At 68.9% G+C, this 22,871-nt stretch carries 13 protein-coding genes, 3 rRNA genes and 1 pseudogene; 15 read left to right on the top strand and 2 right to left on the bottom strand.

Annotated features, from left to right (window positions below; all coding sequences use genetic code 11):
• Nucleotides 1-12: 12 nt before the first annotated feature.
• Complete coding sequence (locus ACQEVS_RS13280; RefSeq protein WP_433027520.1) at nt 13-501, bottom strand: metallopeptidase family protein; 489 nt, start codon at nt 499-501, stop codon at nt 13-15.
• 274 nt (nt 502-775) lie between these two features.
• On the opposite strand from ACQEVS_RS13280, the gene ACQEVS_RS13275 reads away from it, so the two are divergent.
• From ACQEVS_RS13275 to rrf, 11 genes and pseudogenes are all read left to right on the top strand, one after another.
• A complete protein-coding gene (locus ACQEVS_RS13275) occupies nt 776-1,240 on the top strand; it encodes a DUF3499 domain-containing protein (RefSeq protein ID WP_433019709.1) in 465 nt (154 codons plus the stop codon).
• Nucleotides 1,241-1,557: 317 nt separating this feature from the next.
• On the top strand, nt 1,558-2,916 hold the full coding sequence (locus tag ACQEVS_RS13270; protein WP_433019706.1) for a phosphomannomutase/phosphoglucomutase: 1,359 nt from the start codon (nt 1,558-1,560) through the stop codon (nt 2,914-2,916).
• A gap of 176 nt (nt 2,917-3,092) precedes the next feature.
• Entirely contained in the window at nt 3,093-3,281 is a 189-nt protein-coding gene (locus ACQEVS_RS13265; protein ID WP_433019703.1) for a Trm112 family protein, read from the top strand.
• Between the two features lie 55 nt (nt 3,282-3,336).
• Nucleotides 3,337-4,506 carry an SIS domain-containing protein gene (locus ACQEVS_RS13260; protein ID WP_433019700.1) on the top strand — a complete coding sequence of 390 codons (1,170 nt, stop codon included), beginning with the start codon at nt 3,337-3,339 and terminating at the stop codon, nt 4,504-4,506.
• Nucleotides 4,507-4,725: 219 nt separating this feature from the next.
• Entirely contained in the window at nt 4,726-5,922 is a 1,197-nt protein-coding gene (manA, locus tag ACQEVS_RS13255; protein ID WP_433019697.1) for a mannose-6-phosphate isomerase, class I, read from the top strand.
• A gap of 116 nt (nt 5,923-6,038) precedes the next feature.
• Nucleotides 6,039-7,025: a cation diffusion facilitator family transporter gene (locus ACQEVS_RS13250; protein ID WP_433019694.1), complete on the top strand. Its 987-nt coding sequence runs from the start codon at nt 6,039-6,041 to the stop codon at nt 7,023-7,025.
• Nucleotides 7,026-7,558: 533 nt separating this feature from the next.
• Nucleotides 7,559-9,016, top strand: coding sequence for an adenosylhomocysteinase (gene ahcY, locus ACQEVS_RS13245; RefSeq protein ID WP_433019691.1), 1,458 nt, complete (start codon nt 7,559-7,561; stop codon nt 9,014-9,016).
• A 198-nt stretch (nt 9,017-9,214) separates the two neighbouring features.
• Nucleotides 9,215-9,828: pseudogene (locus tag ACQEVS_RS13240) on the top strand (hypothetical protein).
• Nucleotides 9,829-10,417: 589 nt separating this feature from the next.
• Nucleotides 10,418-11,943, top strand: a 16S ribosomal RNA gene (locus ACQEVS_RS13235).
• 275 nt (nt 11,944-12,218) lie between these two features.
• A 23S ribosomal RNA gene (locus ACQEVS_RS13230) occupies nt 12,219-15,341 on the top strand.
• Nucleotides 15,342-15,418: 77 nt separating this feature from the next.
• Nucleotides 15,419-15,535: ribosomal RNA gene (gene rrf, locus ACQEVS_RS13225) — 5S ribosomal RNA — on the top strand.
• Together the 16S, 23S and 5S rRNA genes form the textbook arrangement of a ribosomal RNA operon.
• Before the next feature lie 143 nt (nt 15,536-15,678).
• Here the strand turns inward: rrf and ACQEVS_RS13220 are convergent.
• On the bottom strand, nt 15,679-16,737 hold the full coding sequence (locus ACQEVS_RS13220; RefSeq protein WP_433019688.1) for a glycerophosphoryl diester phosphodiesterase membrane domain-containing protein: 1,059 nt from the start codon (nt 16,735-16,737) through the stop codon (nt 15,679-15,681).
• 252 nt (nt 16,738-16,989) lie between these two features.
• Between ACQEVS_RS13220 and mtnA the strand changes: the two genes are divergently transcribed.
• From mtnA to ACQEVS_RS13200, 4 genes are read left to right on the top strand one after another with little or no spacing between them, the layout of a single operon-like run.
• Nucleotides 16,990-18,147, top strand: coding sequence for an S-methyl-5-thioribose-1-phosphate isomerase (gene mtnA, locus ACQEVS_RS13215; protein WP_433019685.1), 1,158 nt, complete (start codon nt 16,990-16,992; stop codon nt 18,145-18,147).
• Nucleotides 18,144-18,821: a two-component system response regulator MtrA gene (gene mtrA / locus ACQEVS_RS13210; protein WP_004946863.1), complete on the top strand. Its 678-nt coding sequence runs from the start codon at nt 18,144-18,146 to the stop codon at nt 18,819-18,821. Before mtnA ends, mtrA begins: the two co-directional genes overlap by 4 nt.
• Nucleotide 18,822: 1 nt before the next feature.
• Nucleotides 18,823-20,829, top strand: a complete 2,007-nt coding sequence (mtrB, locus tag ACQEVS_RS13205) for an MtrAB system histidine kinase MtrB (RefSeq protein WP_433019681.1) — start codon at nt 18,823-18,825, stop codon at nt 20,827-20,829.
• Complete coding sequence (locus ACQEVS_RS13200; protein WP_433019678.1) at nt 20,826-22,646, top strand: LpqB family beta-propeller domain-containing protein; 1,821 nt, start codon at nt 20,826-20,828, stop codon at nt 22,644-22,646. The genes mtrB and ACQEVS_RS13200 overlap by 4 nt, the downstream gene beginning before the upstream one ends.
• The last annotated feature ends 225 nt before the right edge of the window (nt 22,647-22,871 follow it).

Here is a 22,871-nt window from a genome sequence, read left to right as displayed (position 1 = left end):
GTCCCGCCCCGGTCAGTCCTGCCCGTAGCGCGGATCCACCGACTCCGGGGCCAGCCCCAGGAGTTCGGCGACCTGCTCGACGACGACCTCGTGCACCAGCAGCGCCCGGTCGTCGCGGTTCTTGGTGCGGATCTCCACCGGGCGGCGGTAGATGACGATCCGGTCGGGGTCGTCGCCGCGCGCCGCGACGTACCGGCCGAGCGGGACCGAGCCGCCGTCGAGGAACAGCGCCTCGCCCGGCTCACCGTCCTCGCCCGGCACGGGCACCTCGCGCACCACGAAGTCCACCGACGCCAGTTGCGGCCAGCGGCGCTCCAGCCGCTCCGCCGAATCGTGGACGAGGTCGACGAACGCCTCGGCGCGGCTCACCGACAGCGGGACCTGCGGCGGGGCGATCGGACCGCGCATGCCGCGGCCGTGCCGGTCGCGGTGGCGCGGGCGCCGGCCGGGCGGCCCGGGCGGACCGGCCGGTGGAGGTACGGGGCTGTCGGGGCTGTCCATCACCTCGAAGGGTATCCGCCGGTCGGCCGTGTACGCGCGGTAGCCGCGCATCTCATCGGATGTCGCCCGATGAGCGTTCCGTTGTTGCTTGCGATCGGATAAAGCCGATGGGGAGACCGTCGATCGCATGCCGAATGACACTATGGTGGCTGAGTGATGACAGAGTTCCAGGGCCGCGCGTTGTGTTCCACGCCCTCCCCGCGCAGGTCGACCCGGCGGTTCGGGGGCGGTGTCCACCGGGCGCTCCGGCACGACACGGAGGGGTGAGCCAGGAGTGAGTCGTCGCGGCCCGCTCAAGAGTGCGGTACCGTCCCACGTCGTGAGCCCTGTACGTCGCTGTTCGCGCACCGCGTGTGGCCGCCCGGCCGTCGCGACGCTGACGTACGTCTACGCCGATTCGACCGCCGTCCTCGGCCCGCTCGCCACCTACGCCGAACCCCACTGCTACGACCTGTGCGCCGAGCACTCGGAGCGGTTGACGGCCCCCCGCGGGTGGGAGGTCGTCCGGCTCGCCGTGGACACCGGCCCCGCCCGTCGCAGCAGTGACGACCTCGAAGCGCTGGCCAACGCCGTGCGGGAGGCGGCCCGTCCGCAGGAGCGCGCCGCGGGCGGCGGGTCCGCCACCGGCACGGTCGGCAGCCAGATGAAGGGGCCCGTCGGTCCCAGCACGCGCGACGTCAACCCGATGGAGGTCGCCCGCCGGGGCCATCTCAGGGTGCTGCGCTCGCCCGACTCCTGAACGCCCGCGGCCCCGAAGCCCCGTCCTCCGGTGGCGAATTCCGGCCGGCGTGTCTGACGTTTCCGTCACATTCGGCCGGTTCGCGGCGCTTCGCGGGCTCTGGTGGAGCGTGTTCCGTGCGGGTGCCGGGGTTAGCTCGCCGATCTGCGCGCGCGAGGCGTTCAAACCCCTGACCCACCCCCGTTTCGTCCCCGATTCGCCCCGGGTTCGTCCCCGGTTCTCGGGCCCGTCGGCCGTCCGGCGCCGGAACGGGCGGTGGGTCCGGGTAGGTTTGGGTACCTGTACCGGACCTGTACCGGACTCCAGGAGGGTGAGACGTGGCTGATCTGTCGCAGCTCGTGAAGGCGTACGACGTGCGTGGTGTGGTCCCCGACCAGTGGGACGAGGCGCTCGCCGAGCTCTTCGGCGCTGCCTTCGCCAAGGTGACGGAGGCGGACGCGATCGTCGTCGGGCACGACATGCGGCCCTCGTCGCCGGGGCTGGCCCGGGCCTTCGCGCGCGGCGCCGCCGCCCGGGGCGCCGACGTCACCGAGATCGGTCTCTGCTCGACCGACCAGCTCTACTTCGCCAGCGGCCATCTCGGCCTGCCCGGCGCCATGTTCACGGCCAGCCACAACCCGGCGCGGTACAACGGCATCAAGATGTGCCGCGCCGGCGCCGCCCCCGTCGGCCAGGACACCGGCCTCGCCGAGATCCGCGCCCTCGTGGAGGACTGGTCGGAGAACGGCGCCCCCGAGCCCGTCGCCACCCCCGGCACCCTGTCGCAGCGGGACACCCTCGCCGACTACGCCGCCCACCTGCGCTCCCTGGTCGACCTCGGCCGGATCCGCCGGCTGAAGACCGTCGTGGACGCCGGCAACGGCATGGGCGGCCACACCGTCCCCACCGTCCTGGAGGGCCTGCCGATCGACCTGATCGCCCTCTACTTCGAGCTCGACGGGACGTTCCCCAACCACGAGGCCAACCCCCTCGACCCCAAGAACCTGGTCGACCTCCAGGCCAAGGTCCGGGAGACCGGCGCCGACATCGGCCTCGCCTTCGACGGCGACGCCGACCGCTGCTTCGTCGTCGACGAGAACGGCGACCCCGTCTCCCCGTCCGCGATCACCGCCCTGGTCGCCGCCCGCGAACTCGGAAAGCACCCCGGCGGAACGGTCATCCACAACCTGATCACCTCCTGGTCGGTGCCCGAGGTCGTCAAGGAGCACGGCGGCAAGCCCGTCCGCACCCGCGTCGGCCACTCGTTCATCAAGCAGGAGATGGCCCGCACGGGCGCCATCTTCGGCGGCGAGCACTCCGCGCACTACTACTTCCGCGACTTCTGGAACGCCGACACCGGCATGCTCGCCGCGCTGCACGTCCTCGCCGCCCTCGGCGGCCAGGACAAGCCGCTCTCCGAGCTCGTCCGCGAGTACGACCGCTACGCCGCCTCCGGCGAGATCAACAGCACCGTCGCCGACCAGCCGGGCCGGGCCGCGGCCGTCCGCGCCGCCTACGCGGACCGCGACGACGTCGAACTCGACGAGCTGGACGGCCTCACCGTCACCGCCGCCGACTGGTGGTTCAACCTCCGCGCCTCCAACACCGAACCGCTGCTGCGGCTCAACGTCGAGGCCCGCGACGAGGAGACGGTCGCCCGGGTCCGCGACGAGGTCCTCGCCATCGTCCGCGCCTGAGGCTCCGAGGTCTTGGGGTTTCGGGCTCTCGGGACCCCGAGGCTCCGGGCCCCGAGGGCCACGAGGGGCGCCCGGCCGGCCCGGGCTTCCCGCCGGACGTCACCAGGGTGACGTCCGGCGGTACCCTGACCGCACAGAGACGCACACCCGACGCACACCTCCCGAAGGGAACCCCCATGCCGCTCGAAGCCGGCCTCCTGGAGATCCTCGCCTGCCCGGCGTGCCACGCGCCCCTGCGGCAGGAAGCGGACGCTTCCGACGAGACCACCGAGCTGGTGTGCGAGAGCGAGAGCTGCGCCCTGGCGTACCCCGTCCGCGACGGCATCCCCGTCCTCCTGGTGGACGAGGCCCGACGCCCCCACTGAGCCGCGCCGCCCCGGCCGGCACCCCGCACACCACGGCGATCGGAGCTGATCAACGGTGTTCGACGAGTCTCTCCTCGATGACCCCGACGCCCTCTCCCGCGCCGACGTCCACGGACTGCTGCGCGGCGCCGCCGAGTCCGGCGCCCGGGTCCGGACGGCCGCCCGCAACGCCGACGAAGCGGGCATCGGGGCCCTGCACCCCGACGGGCGCCCGCGCGCCGTCCTCGTCGTGGGACCCGGCCCGGCCGCCGCCTCGACGGCCGAACTGCTGGGCGCGCTCTCGGGCGGCGGCTGTCCCGTCGCCCACCTCCGCCCCACCGGCGTCGCGGCCGCGCCCGGCGCCCTGCGCTGGACGCTCCCCGGCTGGGCCGGCCCCCTCGACCTGCTCCTCGCCGTCAGCCCCGACGGCACCGAGCCCGGCCTCGCCCTGCTGCTGGAACAGGCGTACCGCCGCGGCTGCTCCGTCGTCTGCGTCACGCCGGCCGGCACCCCGCTAGCCGACGCCACCGCCCAGGTCCGCGGCCTGGCCATCCCGCTGACCAGCACTCCGTACGAGGCGACGATGGCCGGCGACGACGCCCCCGCGCGCCCCGAGAACGGCGAGAACGTCCTGCCGACCGGCCCCGGCACACTCTGGTCCCTGCTCACCCCGCTGCTCGCGCTCGCCGACCGCATCGGCCTGTTCGAGGCCCCGAGGTCCGCCCTCGACGCGCTCGCCGACCGGCTCGACCGGCTCGCCGAACGCTGCGGCCCGGCCACCGCTACTTACGGCAACCCGGCCAAGACCCTCGCCGCCGAACTGGCCGACAGCCTCCCGCTGATCTGGACCGAGGGCGACCTCGCGGGCGCCGCGGGACGCCGCTTCGCGACCGTCCTCGCCGCCCTGGCCGGCCGCCCGGCGCTCGCCGCCGAACTGCCCGAGGCGCTCACCGCGCACAGCGCCCTGCTGTCCGGCTCCTTCGCCGCCGGGGCCGACCCCGACGACTTCTTCCGCGACCGCGTCGAGGACCCCGAGGCGCTGCACGCCCGGGTCGTCCTGCTGCGCGAACGCGCTCCCGACATCACCTCGGCCGTTCCCGGCGCCCGCGATCTGGCCCTGCACCGGGACACCCCGGTCAGCGAGCTGGAGGCCGCCGAGGACGCGAGCCCCCTGGAAACCGCCGCCGAACTGCTGGCCGTCACCGACTTCGCCGCCGTCTACCTGGCCCTCGCGGGTACCCCCTGAACCAGCGGCCGTGGCCCGGGACGCGGAGGCCGCCGCGCGCCGGGCTCCATGGTCCGTGCGCGGCGCCGGAGCCGCACACACGCCGCGCCGGACCCGTACGCGCCGAGCCGGGTACGTTCACGCCGAGCCGGGCACGTACACATCGCGCGCGACCGTACGCATCGCGCCGGACCCGTCCGTACCGCCAGGAACCGCCCGTACAAGTCAGGAACCGCTCCCATGGACCGCCTCGCCAACACCGTGCGCCCCTACGCCTGGGGCTCCACCACCGCGATCCCCGGCCTGCTCGGCACCCCGGTCACCGGAGAGCCCCAGGCCGAACTCTGGATGGGTGCCCACCCCGGCGCCCCCTCCCGTGTCGACCGGGGCGACGGGCCCCGGCCGCTCACCGACGTCATCGCCGCCGACCCCGAGCGTGAGCTCGGCGCCCCGGCCGTCCGCGCCTTCGGCCCCCGGCTCCCGTTCCTGCTCAAGCTGCTCGCCGCCGCCGCCCCGCTCTCCCTCCAGGTGCACCCCGACCGCGCCCGCGCGGAGGCCGGTCACGCCGCCGAGGAGGCCCGGGGCATTCCCCTCGACGCACCGCACCGCACCTACAAGGACCCGCACCACAAGCCCGAACTCCTCTGCGCGCTCACGCCCTTCGACGGTCTGTGCGGCTTCCGGGAACCGGTGCGGACGGCGGACCTCTTCGCGGCCCTCGACGTCGACGCCCTCAAGCCGTACGTCGACCTGCTGCACGCCCGCCCCGCGTCCGACGCGCTCCGCGAGGTCCTGACCGCCGTCCTCACCGCCGACCGCACGGCGATCGCCGAGACCGTCGCGCAGGCGACTGCCGCGGCCGAGCGGCTGGCCGGCGGGGACGGCCCGTACCGGGACGACTGCGCCGCCTACGCCTTCGTCGCCCGCCACTACCCCGGCGACCCCGGCGTCCTCGCCGCCATGCTCCTCAACCACGTCCGCCTCCAGCCCGGCGAGGCCCTGTACCTCGGCGCCGGCGTGCCGCACGCCTACCTGGACGGCTTCGGCGTCGAGATCATGGCCGGCTCGGACAACGTGCTGCGGTGCGGGCTGACGCCCAAGCACGTCGACGTCCCCGAACTGCTGCGCGTCGTCCGCTTCGAACCCGCCGTCCCGTCGGTGCTCCGGCCGGAGGCCGGGCCGGACGAGGAGGAGGTGTACGACGCGCCCGTCGACGAGTTCCGCCTCTCCCGGCGCGTACGGGCCGCCGACGCGCTGCCCGTGCGCCTGGACGCGCCCGCTCCGCAGATCCTCCTGTGCACCGCCGGCACCGCCCGCCTCGACGGTGACGACGGTGAACTGGAGCTGGCCCGGGGTGAGTCGGCGTTCGTCCCGGCGGGGGAGCGCGTGGAACTGCGGGGCGAGTGCACGCTCTTCCGCGCCACGGTCGCCGTCTGAAGGCGGCCCGGCCGCCCCTGCTGACACAATGGCCCGCCGAGGGCGGCAAAGAAACAGCAAAGACCACCGCGGCGGAATCCGCGATGGGCCCGTGGCGGAAGGGACACCCCGTACGTATGAGTGCTCAAGGCGGAACGAAGGCCATCGTCGCCGCGCTGGGGGCCAACATGGCCATCGCCGTGGCGAAGTTCGTCGCCTTCGCGTTCAGCGGCTCGTCGTCGATGCTCGCGGAGGGCGTGCACTCGGTCGCCGACTCCGGCAACCAGGCGCTGCTGCTGGTCGGCGGTAAGAAGGCGAAGAAGGCGGCGAGCGAGGAACACCCCTTCGGCTACGGCCGCGAGCGGTACGTCTACGGCTTCCTCGTCGCCATTGTCCTGTTCACCATCGGCGGCGTCTTCGCCCTCTACGAGGGCTACGAGAAGATCAAGGACCCGCACGAGCTCGACAACTGGTACTGGCCGGTGGGCGTGCTGCTGTTCGCCGTCGTCGCCGAGGGCTTCTCCTTCCGCACGGCCGTCGCCGAGTCGAACGAGCTGCGCGGCCGGCAGTCCTGGAAGCAGTTCGTCCGCACGGCCAAGGCCCCCGAACTGCCCGTCGTCCTGCTGGAGGACTTCGGCGCCCTCGTCGGCCTCGTCCTCGCCCTCTGCGGCGTCGGCCTCACCGTCGCCACCGGCGACGGCGTCTGGGACGGCATCGGCACCCTCTGCATCGGCGCCCTCCTCGTCCTCATCGCCCTGGTCCTGGCCGCCGAGACCAAGTCCCTGCTGCTCGGCGAGGCCGCCGGGCCCGAGCAGGTCGCCCGCATCCGCGAAGCCGCCGTCGACGGCGCCACCGTGACGGGCGTCATCCACATGCGCACCCTCCACCTCGGCCCCGAGGAACTTCTCGTCGCCGCCAAGATCGCCGTACGCCACGACGACACCGCCGCCGACGTGGCCCGAGCCATCGACGCCGCCGAAACCCGCATCCGCGCGGCCGTCCCCATCGCCCGCGTCATCTACCTCGAACCCGACGTCTACAGCGAGGCCGCGGCAGCGGCGGGCCCGGACCCGGCGGCGACACCGGGGGGCGCGGGGCCCACTTCCGGCCCGGCCGGCGTCTGAGGACGACGCGGCGAATCCGCGTTGCCGAGGCGCCGGGCGGGGGCCGGTTTTCATCCGGTCCGGCGATTGAGGACCGCATGGCGAAGCCGCGTCGCCGGCGTCGCGGCGTACGTCAGCCGCTCGGATCCTTCACAGGCGGGCGCCGGACTCCGGGAAGGCGAGGCCCGCCCGGCGCGGTCGGCGCCGAAACCGGACGACCTCCCACCGGTCACACACGACCCCGCACGCCCCCGGAACCCTCCGCGGGTCCCGACGATCCGTCACCGATTCACCGTCAGCGGGCCCGGATCCCAAGGAGGGGCTGGGGATCCGGGGGCCGGCCGGTGTAGATTCGGACGCGGTGCCAGACGTCGCTGCTGATGGCGGTCGGGCGGTTCGCACGACGGGCCGGCCGAGGGAGAGAGGACCTCCGACGGACTGCGCTGCGGCCAGGTGTGACGTGCGCGTGTCGAGGAGAACCGGCACGCACGACGACCTGTCCGTCGCACGGCCGTACCCACACTCTCGCTCGCCCTTCAGGAGGAGCAGCCCGTATGACCACCACCTCCACCGGCCAGGACTTCAAGGTCGCGGACCTTTCCCTGGCGGCATTCGGCCGTAAGGAGATCACCCTCGCCGAGCACGAGATGCCCGGTCTGATGGCGATCCGCAAGGAGTACGCGGAGGCGCAGCCGCTGGCCGGCGCCCGCATCACCGGCTCGCTGCACATGACCGTGCAGACGGCGGTGCTGATCGAGACCCTGGTGGCGCTGGGCGCGCGGGTGCGCTGGGCGTCCTGCAACATCTTCTCCACCCAGGACCACGCCGCCGCCGCCATCGCGGTGGGCCCGAACGGTACGCCGGACGACCCGCAGGGCGTCCCCGTCTTCGCCTGGAAGGGCGAGACGCTGGAGGAGTACTGGTGGTGCACGGAGCAGGCGCTGACCTGGTCCGACACCCCCACCGGCGGCCCGAACATGATCCTGGACGACGGCGGTGACGCCACCCTGCTCGTGCACAAGGGCGTCGAGTTCGAGAAGGCCGGCGCGGCCCCGGACCCGTCCACGGCGGACAGCGAGGAGTACGCCCAGATCCTCACCCTGCTGAACCGCACCCTGGGGGAGAACCCCCAGAAGTGGACCCAGCTGGCGTCGGAGATCCGCGGCGTCACCGAGGAGACGACCACCGGCGTCCACCGCCTCTACGAGATGCAGTCGGCGGGCACTCTGCTCTTCCCGGCGATCAACGTGAACGACGCCGTGACCAAGTCGAAGTTCGACAACAAGTACGGCTGCCGCCACTCCCTCATCGACGGCATCAACCGCGCCACCGACGTCCTGATCGGCGGCAAGGTCGCGGTCGTCTGCGGCTACGGCGACGTCGGCAAGGGCTGTGCGGAGTCGCTCCGCGGCCAGGGCGCCCGCGTCATCGTCACCGAGATCGACCCGATCTGCGCGCTGCAGGCGGCGATGGACGGCTACCAGGTCGCCACCCTGGACGACGTCGTGGAGACCGCCGACATCTTCATCACCACGACCGGCAACAAGGACATCATCATGGCCTCCGACATGGCCAAGATGAAGCACCAGGCCATCGTCGGGAACATCGGCCACTTCGACAACGAGATCGACATGGCCGGTCTCGCGAAGATTCCCGGCATCGTCAAGGACGAGGTCAAGCCGCAGGTCCACACCTGGACCTTCCCCGACGGCAAGGTCCTCATCGTGCTGTCCGAGGGCCGCCTGCTGAACCTGGGCAACGCGACCGGCCACCCGTCGTTCGTGATGTCGAACTCCTTCGCCGACCAGACCCTGGCCCAGATCGAGCTCTTCACCAAGCCGGAGTCGTACCCGACCGACGTCTACGTGCTGCCCAAGCACCTGGACGAGAAGGTCGCCCGGCTCCACCTCGACGCGCTCGGCGTGAAGCTGACGACCCTCCGCCCGGAGCAGGCGGAGTACATCGGCGTCAAGGTCGAGGGCCCGTACAAGCCCGACCACTACCGTTACTGACGGCTCCCTCGGCGCCGGCGGCCCTCCCGGCCGCCTTCGTGGCACGTGCGGCACAAGCGGTGCACGCGGTGCACGCGCTCCGCGTGGCATGCGCGACGCCGAGAGCCACAGCAGCGTCAGCAGCCGGCACACCAGCCGGCCGGCCAGGCCCCTGCCCCCGCGGCGGGGGCCTGGCCCGTTCGTGTCAAGGAACCCTCCATGCCCCGCGGCCGCTACTCGCTCCACGATCCACACGACCACACCCCCCTCGGTGAGGAACGCTTCCAGTGCGCCACCGGCCCGTCCGGCTGGCGCTATGTCTCCACGACCACTCACGCGTCCGGCGCACCGGCCGGCTCGGTCGACCTGGCGATCGACGCGCTGGGCCGGCCCATCCGCCTTCAGCTCCGGTCCGCCGACTGGCAGGTGCGGGCGGCGGCACTCGACGGTGTCACCTGGGTCCGCACGGACCCGTCCGGCGAACACGCGACGGAGGGAAACGTCCGGGCCCACGCCTTCACCGGGGCTTCCCCGGCCTTCCACGTGGCCCTCGCCCGGCTGCTCCGCCTCACCCCCGGCGGCCCCCGGCCCGCGTCCGCCTGGTCTCCTTCACCGCCCCCGTGCTCGCCCCCCTCACCGTCGACCAGTCGTGGACCTTGGTCAGCAGGACACCACACCCCACTGACAACGGGACCCTGGAAGTGGACGAGTACCAGGTCAGCGCCCTCGACACGGGGGAGCGCCACACGGTCCACCTGGCCGGCGACGTCGTCCTGTCCGCGCCGGGCATCGAACTGGAGGAGTTGGAGAGCCCGCCGTCGGTGTTCGACTGAGGCGGAGGGCTGGTAGGGTTTCCTTCTGCCCCACAAACCTGTTGACACGGGTGGGTGGGGGAGGTAGATTCGAACGGTTGGGACGACTGGACTTGGTCGCCGCCAACAGCTAGCATCTACATCGCTTCGAGTCGTGAGCGCCGCTCACATTGATCGCGAAGCCTCTCGACTCCCTCAGAAGGAAGCGAATCGGCCGAGTAAATCGGCCCGCTGAAAATCTGATAAAGTCGGAATCGCCGGAAAGCGAAAGCAAGAAGGCGAAACCCCCTCTCCAACGGGGATCGGATTTCGAATCCGGGCCGGAAACGGAACGGAAAACGGATCTGGTAAGGTTGGAAACACCGAAGGGAAGCGCCCGGAGGAAAGCCTGAGAGAGTCTCTCGGGTGAGTACAAAGGAAGCGTCCGTTCCTTGAGAACTCAACAGCGTGCCAAAAGTCAACGCCAGACTATAAAACAACCCCGTCCACGGATCCTTGTGGTCCTGGATGAGGTTCCTTTGAAAAACACAGCGAGGACGCTGTGAACGACCGGGCCTATTCCGCCTGGTCGTTCCGCTCAACGCGAGTGTCACCCGATTACGGGTAAACATTCACGGAGAGTTTGATCCTGGCTCAGGACGAACGCTGGCGGCGTGCTTAACACATGCAAGTCGAACGATGAACCTCCTTCGGGAGGGGATTAGTGGCGAACGGGTGAGTAACACGTGGGCAATCTGCCCTGCACTCTGGGACAAGCCCTGGAAACGGGGTCTAATACCGGATACGACTACTGAGCGCATGCTCGGTGGTGGAAAGCTCCGGCGGTGCAGGATGAGCCCGCGGCCTATCAGCTTGTTGGTGGGGTGATGGCCTACCAAGGCGACGACGGGTAGCCGGCCTGAGAGGGCGACCGGCCACACTGGGACTGAGACACGGCCCAGACTCCTACGGGAGGCAGCAGTGGGGAATATTGCACAATGGGCGAAAGCCTGATGCAGCGACGCCGCGTGAGGGATGACGGCCTTCGGGTTGTAAACCTCTTTCAGCAGGGAAGAAGCGAAAGTGACGGTACCTGCAGAAGAAGCGCCGGCTAACTACGTGCCAGCAGCCGCGGTAATACGTAGGGCGCAAGCGTTGTCCGGAATTATTGGGCGTAAAGAGCTCGTAGGCGGCTTGTCGCGTCGGATGTGAAAGCCCGGGGCTTAACCCCGGGTCTGCATTCGATACGGGCAGGCTAGAGTTCGGTAGGGGAGATCGGAATTCCTGGTGTAGCGGTGAAATGCGCAGATATCAGGAGGAACACCGGTGGCGAAGGCGGATCTCTGGGCCGATACTGACGCTGAGGAGCGAAAGCGTGGGGAGCGAACAGGATTAGATACCCTGGTAGTCCACGCCGTAAACGTTGGGAACTAGGTGTGGGCGACATTCCACGTCGTCCGTGCCGCAGCTAACGCATTAAGTTCCCCGCCTGGGGAGTACGGCCGCAAGGCTAAAACTCAAAGGAATTGACGGGGGCCCGCACAAGCAGCGGAGCATGTGGCTTAATTCGACGCAACGCGAAGAACCTTACCAAGGCTTGACATACACCGGAAAGCGCTAGAGATAGTGCCCCCCTTGTGGTCGGTGTACAGGTGGTGCATGGCTGTCGTCAGCTCGTGTCGTGAGATGTTGGGTTAAGTCCCGCAACGAGCGCAACCCTTGTTCTGTGTTGCCAGCATGCCTTTCGGGGTGATGGGGACTCACAGGAGACTGCCGGGGTCAACTCGGAGGAAGGTGGGGACGACGTCAAGTCATCATGCCCCTTATGTCTTGGGCTGCACACGTGCTACAATGGCCGGTACAATGAGCTGCGATACCGTGAGGTGGAGCGAATCTCAAAAAGCCGGTCTCAGTTCGGATTGGGGTCTGCAACTCGACCCCATGAAGTTGGAGTTGCTAGTAATCGCAGATCAGCATTGCTGCGGTGAATACGTTCCCGGGCCTTGTACACACCGCCCGTCACGTCACGAAAGTCGGTAACACCCGAAGCCGGTGGCCCAACCCTTGTGGAGGGAGCCGTCGAAGGTGGGACTGGCGATTGGGACGAAGTCGTAACAAGGTAGCCGTACCGGAAGGTGCGGCTGGATCACCTCCTTTCTAAGGAGCACATAGCCGACTGCAGACAAACGTTCTGCACGGTTGCTCATGGGTGGAACGTTGACTATTCGGCACAGTTGCAAGGGACTTGTTAGTACTGCTTCGGCGTGGAACACAGGATCTGATGTGACTGGGTCGGGCACGCTGTTGGGTGTCTGAGGGTACGGGCTACGGTCTGTATCTTCGGTCCGGCCCCGGTGAAGCGCCAGCTTGTCTGGTGTGTGACGGGTGGCTGGTCGTTGTTTGAGAACTGCACAGTGGACGCGAGCATCTGTGGCCAAGTTTTTAAGGGCGCACGGTGGATGCCTTGGCACCAGGAACCGATGAAGGACGTGGGAGGCCGCGATAGGCCCCGGGGAGCTGTCAACCGAGCTGTGATCCGGGGGTGTCCGAATGGGGAAACCCGGCAGTCGTCATGGGCTGTCACCCGCTGCTGAACACATAGGCAGTGTGGAGGGAACGCGGGGAAGTGAAACATCTCAGTACCCGCAGGAAGAGAAAACAACCGTGATTCCGGGAGTAGTGGCGAGCGAAACCGGATGAGGCCAAACCTTCGACGTGTGATACCCGGCAGGGGTTGCGTCGTGGGGGTTGTGGGATCTCTCTTTCATAGTCTGCCGGCTGTGAGACGAGTCAGAAACCGTAGTGATAGGCGAAGGACATGCGAAAGGTCCGGCGTAGAGGGTAAGACCCCCGTAGCTGAAATCATTGCGGCTCGTTTGAGAGACACCCAAGTAGCACGGGGCCCGAGAAATCCCGTGTGAATCTGGCGGGACCACCCGCTAAGCCTAAATATTCCCTGGTGACCGATAGCGGATAGTACCGTGAGGGAATGGTGAAAAGTACCGCGGGAGCGGAGTGAAATAGTACCTGAAACCGTGTGCCTACAAGCCGTGGGAGCGTCGCACAAGGAGCTTGCTTCTTGTGTCGTGACTGCGTGCCTTTTGAAGAATGAGCCTGCGAGTTTGCGGTGTGTTGCGAGGTTAACCCGTGTGGGGAAGCCGTAGCGAAAGCGAGTCCGAATAGGGCGACCAGAGTAGCGCGCCCAAGACCCGAAGCGGAGTGATCTAGCCATGGGCAGGTTGAAGCGGAGGTAAGACTTCGTGGAGGACCGAACCCACCAGGGTTGAAAACCTGGGGGATGACCTGTGGTTAGGGGTGAAAGGCCAATCAAACTCCGTGATAGCTGGTTCTCCCCGAAATGCATTTAGGTGCAGCGTCGTGTGTTTCTTGCCGGAGGTAGAGCACTGGATAGGCGATGGGCCCTACCGGGTTACTGACCTTAGCCAAACTCCGAATGCCGGTAAGTGAGAGCGCGGCAGTGAGACTGTGGGGGATAAGCTCCATGGTCGAGAGGGAAACAGCCCAGAGCATCGACTAAGGCCCCTAAGCGTACGCTAAGTGGGAAAGGATGTGGAGTCGCAGAGACAACCAGGAGGTTGGCTTAGAAGCAGCCACCCTTGAAAGAGTGCGTAATAGCTCACTGGTCAAGTGATTCCGCGCCGACAATGTAGCGGGGCTCAAGCGTACCGCCGAAGTCGTGTCATTGCAGTACATACCCCCAACGGGGACTGTGATGGGTAGGGGAGCGTCGTGTGCCGGGTGAAGCAGCCGCGGAAGCGAGTTGTGGACGGTTCACGAGTGAGAATGCAGGCATGAGTAGCGATACACACGTGGGAAACGTGTGCGCCGATTGACTAAGGGTTCCTGGGTCAAGCTGATCTGCCCAGGGTAAGTCGGGACCTAAGGCGAGGCCGACAGGCGTAGTCGATGGACAACCGGTTGATATTCCGGTACCCGCTTTGAAACGCCCAATATCGAATCAGGCGATGCTAAGTCCGTGAAGCCGTTCCGGATCCTTCGGGTGATGGAAAGTGGTGGAGCCGACGACCCAGACTTGTAGTAGGTAAGCGATGGGGTGACGCAGGAAGGTAGTCCAGCCCGGGCGGTGGTTGTCCCGGGTAAGGGTGTAGGCCGTGTGGTAGGCAAATCCGTCACACGTTAAGGCTGAGACCTGATGCCGAGCCGATTGTGGTGAAGTGGATGATCCTATGCTGTCGAGAAAAGCCTCTAGCGAGTTTCATGGCGGCCCGTACCCTAAACCGACTCAGGTGGTCAGGTAGAGAATACCGAGGCGTTCGGGTGAACTATGGTTAAGGAACTCGGCAAAATGCCCCCGTAACTTCGGGAGAAGGGGGCCATGTCCGGTGATGGGATTTACTCCTTGAGCTGGGTGTGGCCGCAGAGACCAGCGAGAAGCGACTGTTTACTAAAAACACAGGTCCGTGCGAAGCCGTAAGGCGATGTATACGGACTGACGCCTGCCCGGTGCTGGAACGTTAAGGGGACCGGTTAGCTCCATTTCGGTGGGGCGAAGCTGAGAACTTAAGCGCCAGTAAACGGCGGTGGTAACTATAACCATCCTAAGGTAGCGAAATTCCTTGTCGGGTAAGTTCCGACCTGCACGAATGGCGTAACGACTTCTCGACTGTCTCAACCATAGGCCCGGTGAAATTGCACTACGAGTAAAGATGCTCGTTTCGCGCAGCAGGACGGAAAGACCCCGGGACCTTTACTATAGCTTGATATTGGTGTTCGGTTCGGCTTGTGTAGGATAGGTGGGAGACTGTGAAGCATGCACGCCAGTGTGTGTGGAGTCGTCGTTGAAATACCACTCTGGTCGTGCTGGATGTCTAACCTGGGTCCGTGATCCGGATCAGGGACAGTGTCTGGTGGGTAGTTTAACTGGGGCGGTTGCCTCCTAAAGGGTAACGGAGGCGCCCAAAGGTTCCCTCAGCCTGGTTGGCAATCAGGTGTTGAGTGTAAGTGCACAAGGGAGCTTGACTGTGAGACCGACGGGTCGAGCAGGGACGAAAGTCGGGACTAGTGATCCGGCGGTGGCTTGTGGAAGCGCCGTCGCTCAACGGATAAAAGGTACCCCGGGGATAACAGGCTGATCTTCCCCAAGAGTCCATATCGACGGGATGGTTTGGCACCTCGATGTCGGCTCGTCGCATCCTGGGGCTGGAGTCGGTCCCAAGGGTTGGGCTGTTCGCCCATTAAAGCGGTACGCGAGCTGGGTTTAGAACGTCGTGAGACAGTTCGGTCCCTATCCGCTGTGCGCGTAGGAGTCTTGAGAAGGGCTGTCCCTAGTACGAGAGGACCGGGACGGACGAACCTCTGGTGTGCCAGTTGTTCTGCCAAGGGCATGGCTGGTTGGCTACGTTCGGGAGGGATAACCGCTGAAAGCATCTAAGCGGGAAGCCTGCTTCGAGATGAGGACTCCCACCCACTTGATGGGGTAAGGCTCCCAGTAGACGACTGGGTTGATAGGCCAGGTGTGGAAGACCGGTAACGGTTGGAGCTGACTGGTACTAATAGGCCGAGGGCTTGTCCTCAGTTGCTCGCGTCCACTGTGTTGGTTCTGAAACCACGAACAACCAAAGTGCCGGTTGTTGAAATTGTTTCATAGTGTTTCGGTGGTCATAGCGTTAGGGAAACGCCCGGTTACATTCCGAACCCGGAAGCTAAGCCTTTCAGCGCCGATGGTACTGCATGGGGGACCGTGTGGGAGAGTAGGACGCCGCCGAACTAAAATTACAAGTAAGCCCTGGTGGGGAGCATCGCTCCCTGCCAGGGCTTACTTGCGTTTACGCACCTGTACGGCAGGACGGGCCCGCCCCGAGGGCGCTTTCGCGCCCCCGGGTAGCGAGTTTGCCGTGGGAGAGAAGTGGATCAACCGGAGTTCGTGGCGCGGATGAGTTCCACGTCCAGCGATTCTCGACGAATCCGCTGGTCCATATAGATCAGGGCCGTCACGCCGGCCATAAACGGCAGGGCGACCGTGGAGCTGATGACGGCGCCCACACCGCTAATGATCAAGGAAGGCCAGGTGACGGATGCGCCGGAATCAAGACCGCCAATAGTGATCAATTGAATGACGCTGACCGGAACCTGTACGACCATGGTGATCGCGGATATGACCAGCAGGGCGACGACCTGCACTCCGAGAATCCGCCACCAGACCCCCCGGACCAGCTTCGCACTCCGGCGCAGAGATTCCGTCACACCCTGCTTTTCCAGCATCAGCGCCGGCGCCGCGAGGGAGTAGCGCACCCACAGCCACACCATGGCGGCCAGCCCGGCCAGCGAGCCGAACAGCGCGAGCGCGACGCCGGCGGAATCCGCTCCGACCGCGAAAAGAAGCAGGCCCGGAGCAGTGCCGAGGGCGAAGACGCCGAGGAGCAACAGCGGGATCAGGCACAGCAGCCCTGCCATGCGGGCCAGTTGGGGACGCGCGTCGCGCCACGCCTCCGCCGTGCTGACGGGCCGTCCGAGAACGGCCCGGCTGACCACGACCGTCAGGATGGACGAGGCGAGGATCGAGCCGACGAGCCCGGCGATCATGGTGATGCCCAGCGCGCCGAGGCTGTCCTTCATGGTGTCCAGCACCTGTTGGGACGTGGCGTCGTCCCGCAGGTCGTCCAGGGCCTGACCGTCCTTGAGCCACAGACCGTTGGCCACCGTCGTCGCGGCCTGGGTGACCAGGGCGATGCCGAAGGAGACCGGCAGCACCGTCCGCCAGTACCGCGACAGGGTCGAGAACGAACCCTGGAGGATCTCGCCCAGGCCGAGGGGGCGCAGCGGGATGACGCCGGGCTGTGGGGCCCTCGGCGGAGGTGCCCACGGGTGGTGGCCCCACCCGGGGCCGTTCTGCCACGCCGGGGGCGGCGGAGGGCCGGGAGGGCCGGGTGGATGGGGTCCGGGCGAGTTCCGGCCCGGAGAGTCGTTCATGGTGTGTCGCTCCTTCTGGGCCCGCGTGCCGGTGCGGCGTCCGAGCCGTACCCGGACATCGTGTCACGGGGGCCCGGGGGCTCCCCGGGGCCCGCAGAGCGGCCGGAGGGGCCCTGACGGAAGCCTGACGGGGGCGGGTGAGGGGCGTGCGGTGACCGGTTCGGGACTCCCGTCGGCGCCCCCTGGCCTCATAAGGGGGAGAGAAGCGGGGGGACCTTCAATAGTCGCCCCGGGACGGGGCAGACTGGGTAAATGGCCGATCAGTACGCGCGACCTTCGGATGCCGCTGCTCTTTCCGCCGCCTCGCCCCTCCGCTGGGAGGAACCACCGGAAGGGCCCGTGATCGTCCTCCTCGACCAGCGGCGCCTGCCCGCCGAGGAAGTGGAACTGGTCTGTACGGATGTGCCGGCCCTCGTCGACGCCGTGCAGACGCTCGCCGTCCGCGGGGCCCCGCTGCTGGGTGTGGCCGGTGCGTACGGTGTGGCGCTGGCGGCGGTGCGCGGGTTCGATGTGGAGGAGGCCGCCGAGATGCTGGCCCGGGCCCGTCCCACCGCGGTCAACCTCGCCTACGGCGTCGCCCGGGTGCGGGACGCCCATCGCGCCGCGGTCCGGAAGGCCGGGGGCGACGGGCGGGCCGCCGCGGCGGCCGCGCTCGCGGAGGCGCGGGCGGTGCACCGGGAGGACGCGGAGGCCAGTACCCGGATGGCCGAGCACGGCGTCGCCCTGCTCGAGGAACTGCTGCCGGGCGGCGGCTACCGCATCCTGACCCACTGCAACACCGGGGCCCTGGTCTCCGGCGGCCAGGGCACGGCGTTCGCCGTCGCCGGGGCCCTGCACGGCGCGGGGCGGCTGCGGCGGCTCTGGGTGGACGAGACGCGTCCGCTGTTCCAGGGCGCGCGGCTGACCGCGTACGAGGCGGCGCGCGCCGGGATGGCGTACACGGTGCTCACGGACAGTGCCGCCGGCTCGCTGTTCGCCGCCGGGGAGGTGGACGCCGTCCTCGTGGGCGCGGACCGGATCGCGGCGGACGGTTCGGTGGCCAACAAGGTGGGCAGCTATCCGCTCGCCGTGCTGGCCCGCTATCACCACATCCCGTTCGTCGTGGTGGCGCCGAGCACGACGGTGGACCTCGGCACGGAAGGCGGCGCGGATATCGAAGTGGAGCAGCGGCCCGGCCACGAGGTCACCGAAATCCCTGTTCCGACGCAGGCGGCGGGTGTGGGAACGGGGGCCGGAGTGCCGCTGGCGCCGCTGGGAGCGCAGGCGTACAACCCTGCGTTCGACATCACACCTCCCGAGTTGACGACCGCGATTGTCACGGAATACGGGGTTGTTTCCCCCGTGACGAAGGCCGGTCTGGCGGAGCTGTGTGACAGGTCACGATCGGGTAATGGGATGATGTCGATATGAAGGGACGCGTCCTTGTCGTCGACGACGACACCGCACTGGCCGAGATGCTCGGAATTGTGCTTCGTGGTGAGGGTTTCGAGCCGTCGTTCGTGGCCGACGGTGACAAGGCACTCGCCGCTTTTCGCGAGGCCAAACCCGATCTTGTTTTGCTTGATCTGATGCTGCCCGGCCGGGACGGTATCGAGGTGTGCCGGCTGATCCGTGCCGAGTCCGGTGTGCCGATCGTGATGCTGACGGCGAAGAGCGACACCGTCGACGTGGTGGTCGGTCTGGAGTCCGGGGCGGACGACTACATCGTCAAGCCGTTCAAACCCAAGGAGCTGGTTGCCCGGATCAGAGCCCGGCTGCGGAGATCGGAGGAGCCGGCTCCCGAGCAGCTGACCATCGGCGATCTCGTCATCGACGTGGCGGGGCACTCCGTGAAGCGGGACGGGCAGGCGATCGCCCTGACTCCGCTGGAGTTCGACCTGCTGGTGGCGCTGGCCAGGAAGCCGTGGCAGGTGTTCACGCGCGAGGTGCTGCTGGAGCAGGTGTGGGGGTACCGGCACGCGGCCGACACTCGGCTGGTCAACGTGCACGTGCAGCGGCTGCGCTCGAAGGTCGAGAAGGACCCCGAGCGCCCGGAGATCGTGGTGACTGTGCGCGGCGTCGGCTACAAGGCCGGGCCGAGCTGACATGACGGACGGCGGTGCCGCTCCGGAGCGGGGTGCGGGGCGGCCCGCCGAGGTGGCGGGCGGGGTATCCCTCTTCCGGCGGCTGTGGCGCGCCGGCCGGCTGCTCCCCGACGGGGCGGCGACGGCGCCCGTCCACCCGGTGCTGCGCCTCTACGCGCGCTGGGTGCGCCGGCCGCTGCTGCCGGTGATGCGGTTGTGGCTGCGGAACATCCAGTTGCGTGTGGTTGCCACCACACTGCTGATGTCCCTGGGCGTGGTGCTGCTGCTGGGCATTGTGGTGATCGGCCAGGTGCGCAACGGGCTGCTGGAGGCCAAGCGGAACGCGGCGCAGAGCCAGGCCGAGGGCGGCTTCAAGGCCGCCAGGGACGCCGCCGACGCTGGGGCGACCGGTGCGGACGGGCGGGCCCAGGACGCGTCGCAGACGGGCGGCAGGACGCCCGACCCGGGTGCCTGGCTCACCGGGCTCGTCCAGCAGCTCGCCAGTGGCGGCCAGGGCGTCTACTACGTCGTCGCGCTGAGTGACGGCGGTTCCGACGGGGCGCACGTGGGGACGCGCGGGCCGCGGGCCTCCGGGGACATCGACCCCGAGCGCAGTGTGCCGCAGGACCTGCGCAAGCGGCTGGAGAAACAGGGGGCCTTCGAGGAGCCCACGTCGATCCGGCGCAGTGGTTCCGACGAGGGGGAGCCCGCGCTCGTCGTCGGCAAGCGCCTCTACGACATCAGCGGCAAGCCGTACCAGCTGTACTACCTCTTCCCGTTCACTCAGGAGGAGAAGTCGCTGAGCCTGGTGAAGGGGACGCTGGCGACCGCCGGGGTGTTCCTGGTGGTGCTGCTGGGGGCCATCGCGTGGCTGGTGGTGCGGCAGATCGTCACTCCCGTGCGGATGGCGGCCAGCATCTCCGAGCGGCTGGCGGCCGGGGTGCTCCAGGAACGGATGAAGGTCACGGGCGAGGACGACATCGCGCGGTTGGGCGAGTCGTTCAACAAGATGGCGCAGACCCTCCAGGTGAAGATCCAGCAGCTGGAGGAGCTCTCGCGGATGCAGAGACGGTTCGTCTCCGATGTGTCGCACGAGCTGCGGACGCCGCTGACGACCGTGCGGATGGCGGCCGAGGTGATCCACGAGGCCCGGGACACCTTCGACCCGGTCACGGCGCGCTCGGCGGAGCTCCTCTTCGGGCAGCTGGACCGGTTCGAGTCGCTGCTCGCGGACCTGCTGGAGATCAGCCGGTTCGACGCGGGCGCCGCGGCCCTGGAGGCCGAGCCGATCGATCTGCGGGACGTCGTCAACCGCGTCATCGAGGGCGCGCTGCCGCTGGCCGAGCGGAAGGGCACCCGGCTGCTCGTCGAGGGCGGTGAGCGGCCGGTGATCGCGGAGGCGGACGCCCGGCGGGTGGAGCGCGTGCTGCGGAACCTCGTCGTCAACGCCGTGGAGCACGGCGAGGGACGGGACGTGGTGGTGCGGCTGGCGATGGCCGGCGGGGCGGTCGCGGTGGCCGTCCGGGACTACGGCGTCGGGCTCAAGCCGGGCGAGGCCACCCGGGTGTTCAACCGGTTCTGGCGTGCCGATCCGGCGCGGGCCCGGACGACCGGCGGGACGGGTCTCGGGCTGTCCATCGCGGTGGAGGACGCGCGGCTGCACGGCGGCTGGCTCCAGGCGTGGGGCGAGCCGGGCGGCGGTTCGCAGTTCCGGCTGACGCTGCCCTGTACGGCGGGTGAGCCGCTGCGCGGTTCGCCGATTCCGTTGGAGCCCGCGGACTCGCGGCGCAACCGCGGGGTGAACGAGGCCGGGGTGCCGCTGGCGGCGGCCGGCCGCGGGACGTCCGTACCGCCGCAGACGCGGCAGACGCCGGCGGTGGATCCGACCGCGCTGCCGGGCAGCGGGGCGCGGGTGGTGGCGCGGCCGGGCGGAACGGGGGCGGACGGTTCGATGGGCGGCGTCCAAGGTGCCCAAGGCTCCCCAGGTGTTCAGGGCGTTCAGGGCGTTCAAGAGCGGAGGCGGCCGTGAGCAGGCGGAACGACCGGTGGCGTGCGGGACTGCCGGCGGTGGCGGCCGTGGCCGGGCTGCTGCTGGCCGGCTGCGCTTCGATGCCGGACAGCGGCGAGGTGCACGCCGTGGACTCCTCGCAGCGCGCGGACGCGGACTCGCAGGTGCGGGTGTACGGGGTGCCGCCGCGCAAGGGCGAGCAGCCGGCGGAACTGGTGAAGGGCTTCCTGGAGGCCACGACCAGTGACGACCCGGACTACGCGACGGCGCGGATGTACCTGGCGAAGGCCGTCAAGCGGAAGTGGGACCCGGCCGCCTCGACGACGGTGCTCGCGGAGATGCCGCAGGTGCAGCTCGTGCCGGAGAGCCGGGACCGGGACCCGGGCGCGGGTCCTTCGCCGCGGGTCAAGCTGACCGGCAAGCAGGTCGCGCGGGTGGACGACAAGCACGCGTACAAGCCCGACGCTCGGACGTACGAGCAGTCGGTGCACCTGACGTATGAGGACGGGGAGTGGCGCATCGACGCGCCGCCCACCGGCCTGGTGGTCGGCGTGCCGGACTTCCAGCGCATCTACCGGTCGGTCAACAAGTACTACTTCGCCGAGCTGGGACCGGGGACGGCCGGCAAGGGGCAGGACGTGCTCGTCGCCGACCCGGTGTACCTGCGCAAGCGGATAGACACGGTGACCTCCGCCGTCAAGGCGCTGCTCGACGGGCCGACGACGTGGCTGGACCCGGTCGCGGCGACGGCGTTCCCGCCGAAGACGCGGCTGACGGACGAGCGGCTGTCCCTGGACGACTCGAACAACCTCAAGGTGCGCCTCGACGGCAAGGCGGCCGGGGTCGGGGAGCGGCAGTGCCGGCGGATGGCGGCTCAGCTCTTCTACACGGCACAGGAGTCGGCGCGGGTGGAGACCGTGACGCTGCAGAGCGGCGACGAGACGCTGTGCTCGCTGAAGCGGGGCCGCGCCCCGGAGTTCGGGCTGGACCAGACCGCGGGGCGGATGGAGCGGCAGTACTTCCTCGACAACCGGCGCCGGGTGGTCGAGCTGACGGACGGCGAGGACGAGGCGCGGCGGGTGGCCGGGCCGTTCGGGGCGGACGGGCCGCGCCTGGGGTCGGTGGCGGTGGACCGGAGCGAGCGGACGGCCGCCGTCGTGAGCGCGAACGGCCAGTCGCTGTTCGTCGCGGGCCTGGAGTCGGGGGCGCAGCCGGGGGAGGCCCGGTTGACGTCGCGCGGTGGTGCCAAGGCCGGGCTGACCACGCCCAGTTGGGATGGCCTGGGCGATCTGTGGGTCGCGGACCAGGATCCCGAACACCCGCGGCTGCTGCGGCTGCCCGGAGGCAAGGGGGCACCGGAGGAGGTGCCGGTGACGGGGCTCGGCAGTGGCCGGATCACCGGGGTCCGGATAGCGGCGGACGGAGTGCGGATCGCCCTGGTGGTGACTAAGGGGGACCGTTCCGGGCTGTGGTTGGGCCGGGTGGAACGGCAGGGCGTCGGGGGGCGGCCGGGGTTGTCGGTGCGTGACCTGCGGTCGGTGGCGCCGAACTTCGTGCGTGTGGACGCCGTCTCCTGGGCCGGCGGGAGCCGGCTGCTGGTCGCGGGGAACGAACAGGGCGGGCTGCAGCAGGTGGAGTTCATCGAGACGGACGGTTCGCTGTCCGGCGTCTCGGCGCTGCCGGGCATCACCGGTGTCGGCGGGGTCGCGGCTCCGGAGGAGCAGGGGCGGGCGACGGCGCTGCTCGCGGAGCGGGACGGGGACATCGTGCGGCTTTTGCCGGACACCAACTGGAAGCCGGTGGCGAAGGACGGGGCGGCGCCGGTTTATCCCGGGTAGGGCTTTCGCCGGGCGGGCGTCCGGGGTGGGGTGAGACGGGGACGGCCGGTCCGGGCCGGCGGGTCAGGGCGGCCCGGTCGGGGTGGGTGGGTTCGGCCGGTCGCGTCGGGTGGGGCTTTCGACCGGGGGTTGGCGGGGCTGCCGGGGCGCGTCGGGTGGGGTTGCGAGGGGGCGACGGGCGGGGTTGCCATGGCTGTCCACAGGGTGTCGTGCCCATGGCCGGAG

This window comes from Streptomyces sp. CA-181903 (assembly GCF_050937075.1).
In the GTDB taxonomy this organism is placed as follows: Bacteria; Actinomycetota; Actinomycetes; order Streptomycetales; family Streptomycetaceae; genus Streptomyces.
Note: the sequence above shows the minus strand (reverse complement) of the source record. Positions and strands in the feature narration are given on the sequence as shown.

What these genes read in the sequence shown, in the direction of transcription:
- ACQEVS_RS13280 (WP_433027520.1), bottom strand. Translation starts at nt 501, where the DNA reads ATGGACAGCCCCGACAGCCCCGTACCTCCACCGGCCGGTCCGCCCGGG.
- ACQEVS_RS13265 (WP_433019703.1), top strand. Translation starts at nt 3,093, where the DNA reads ATGCCGCTCGAAGCCGGCCTCCTGGAGATCCTCGCCTGCCCGGCGTGC.
- manA (WP_433019697.1), top strand. Translation starts at nt 4,726, where the DNA reads ATGGACCGCCTCGCCAACACCGTGCGCCCCTACGCCTGGGGCTCCACC.
- ACQEVS_RS13250 (WP_433019694.1), top strand. Translation starts at nt 6,039, where the DNA reads ATGAGTGCTCAAGGCGGAACGAAGGCCATCGTCGCCGCGCTGGGGGCC.
- ahcY (WP_433019691.1), top strand. Translation starts at nt 7,559, where the DNA reads ATGACCACCACCTCCACCGGCCAGGACTTCAAGGTCGCGGACCTTTCC.
- ACQEVS_RS13220 (WP_433019688.1), bottom strand. Translation starts at nt 16,737, where the DNA reads ATGAACGACTCTCCGGGCCGGAACTCGCCCGGACCCCATCCACCCGGC.
- mtnA (WP_433019685.1), top strand. Translation starts at nt 16,990, where the DNA reads ATGGCCGATCAGTACGCGCGACCTTCGGATGCCGCTGCTCTTTCCGCC.
- mtrA (WP_004946863.1), top strand. Translation starts at nt 18,144, where the DNA reads ATGAAGGGACGCGTCCTTGTCGTCGACGACGACACCGCACTGGCCGAG.
- mtrB (WP_433019681.1), top strand. Translation starts at nt 18,823, where the DNA reads ATGACGGACGGCGGTGCCGCTCCGGAGCGGGGTGCGGGGCGGCCCGCC.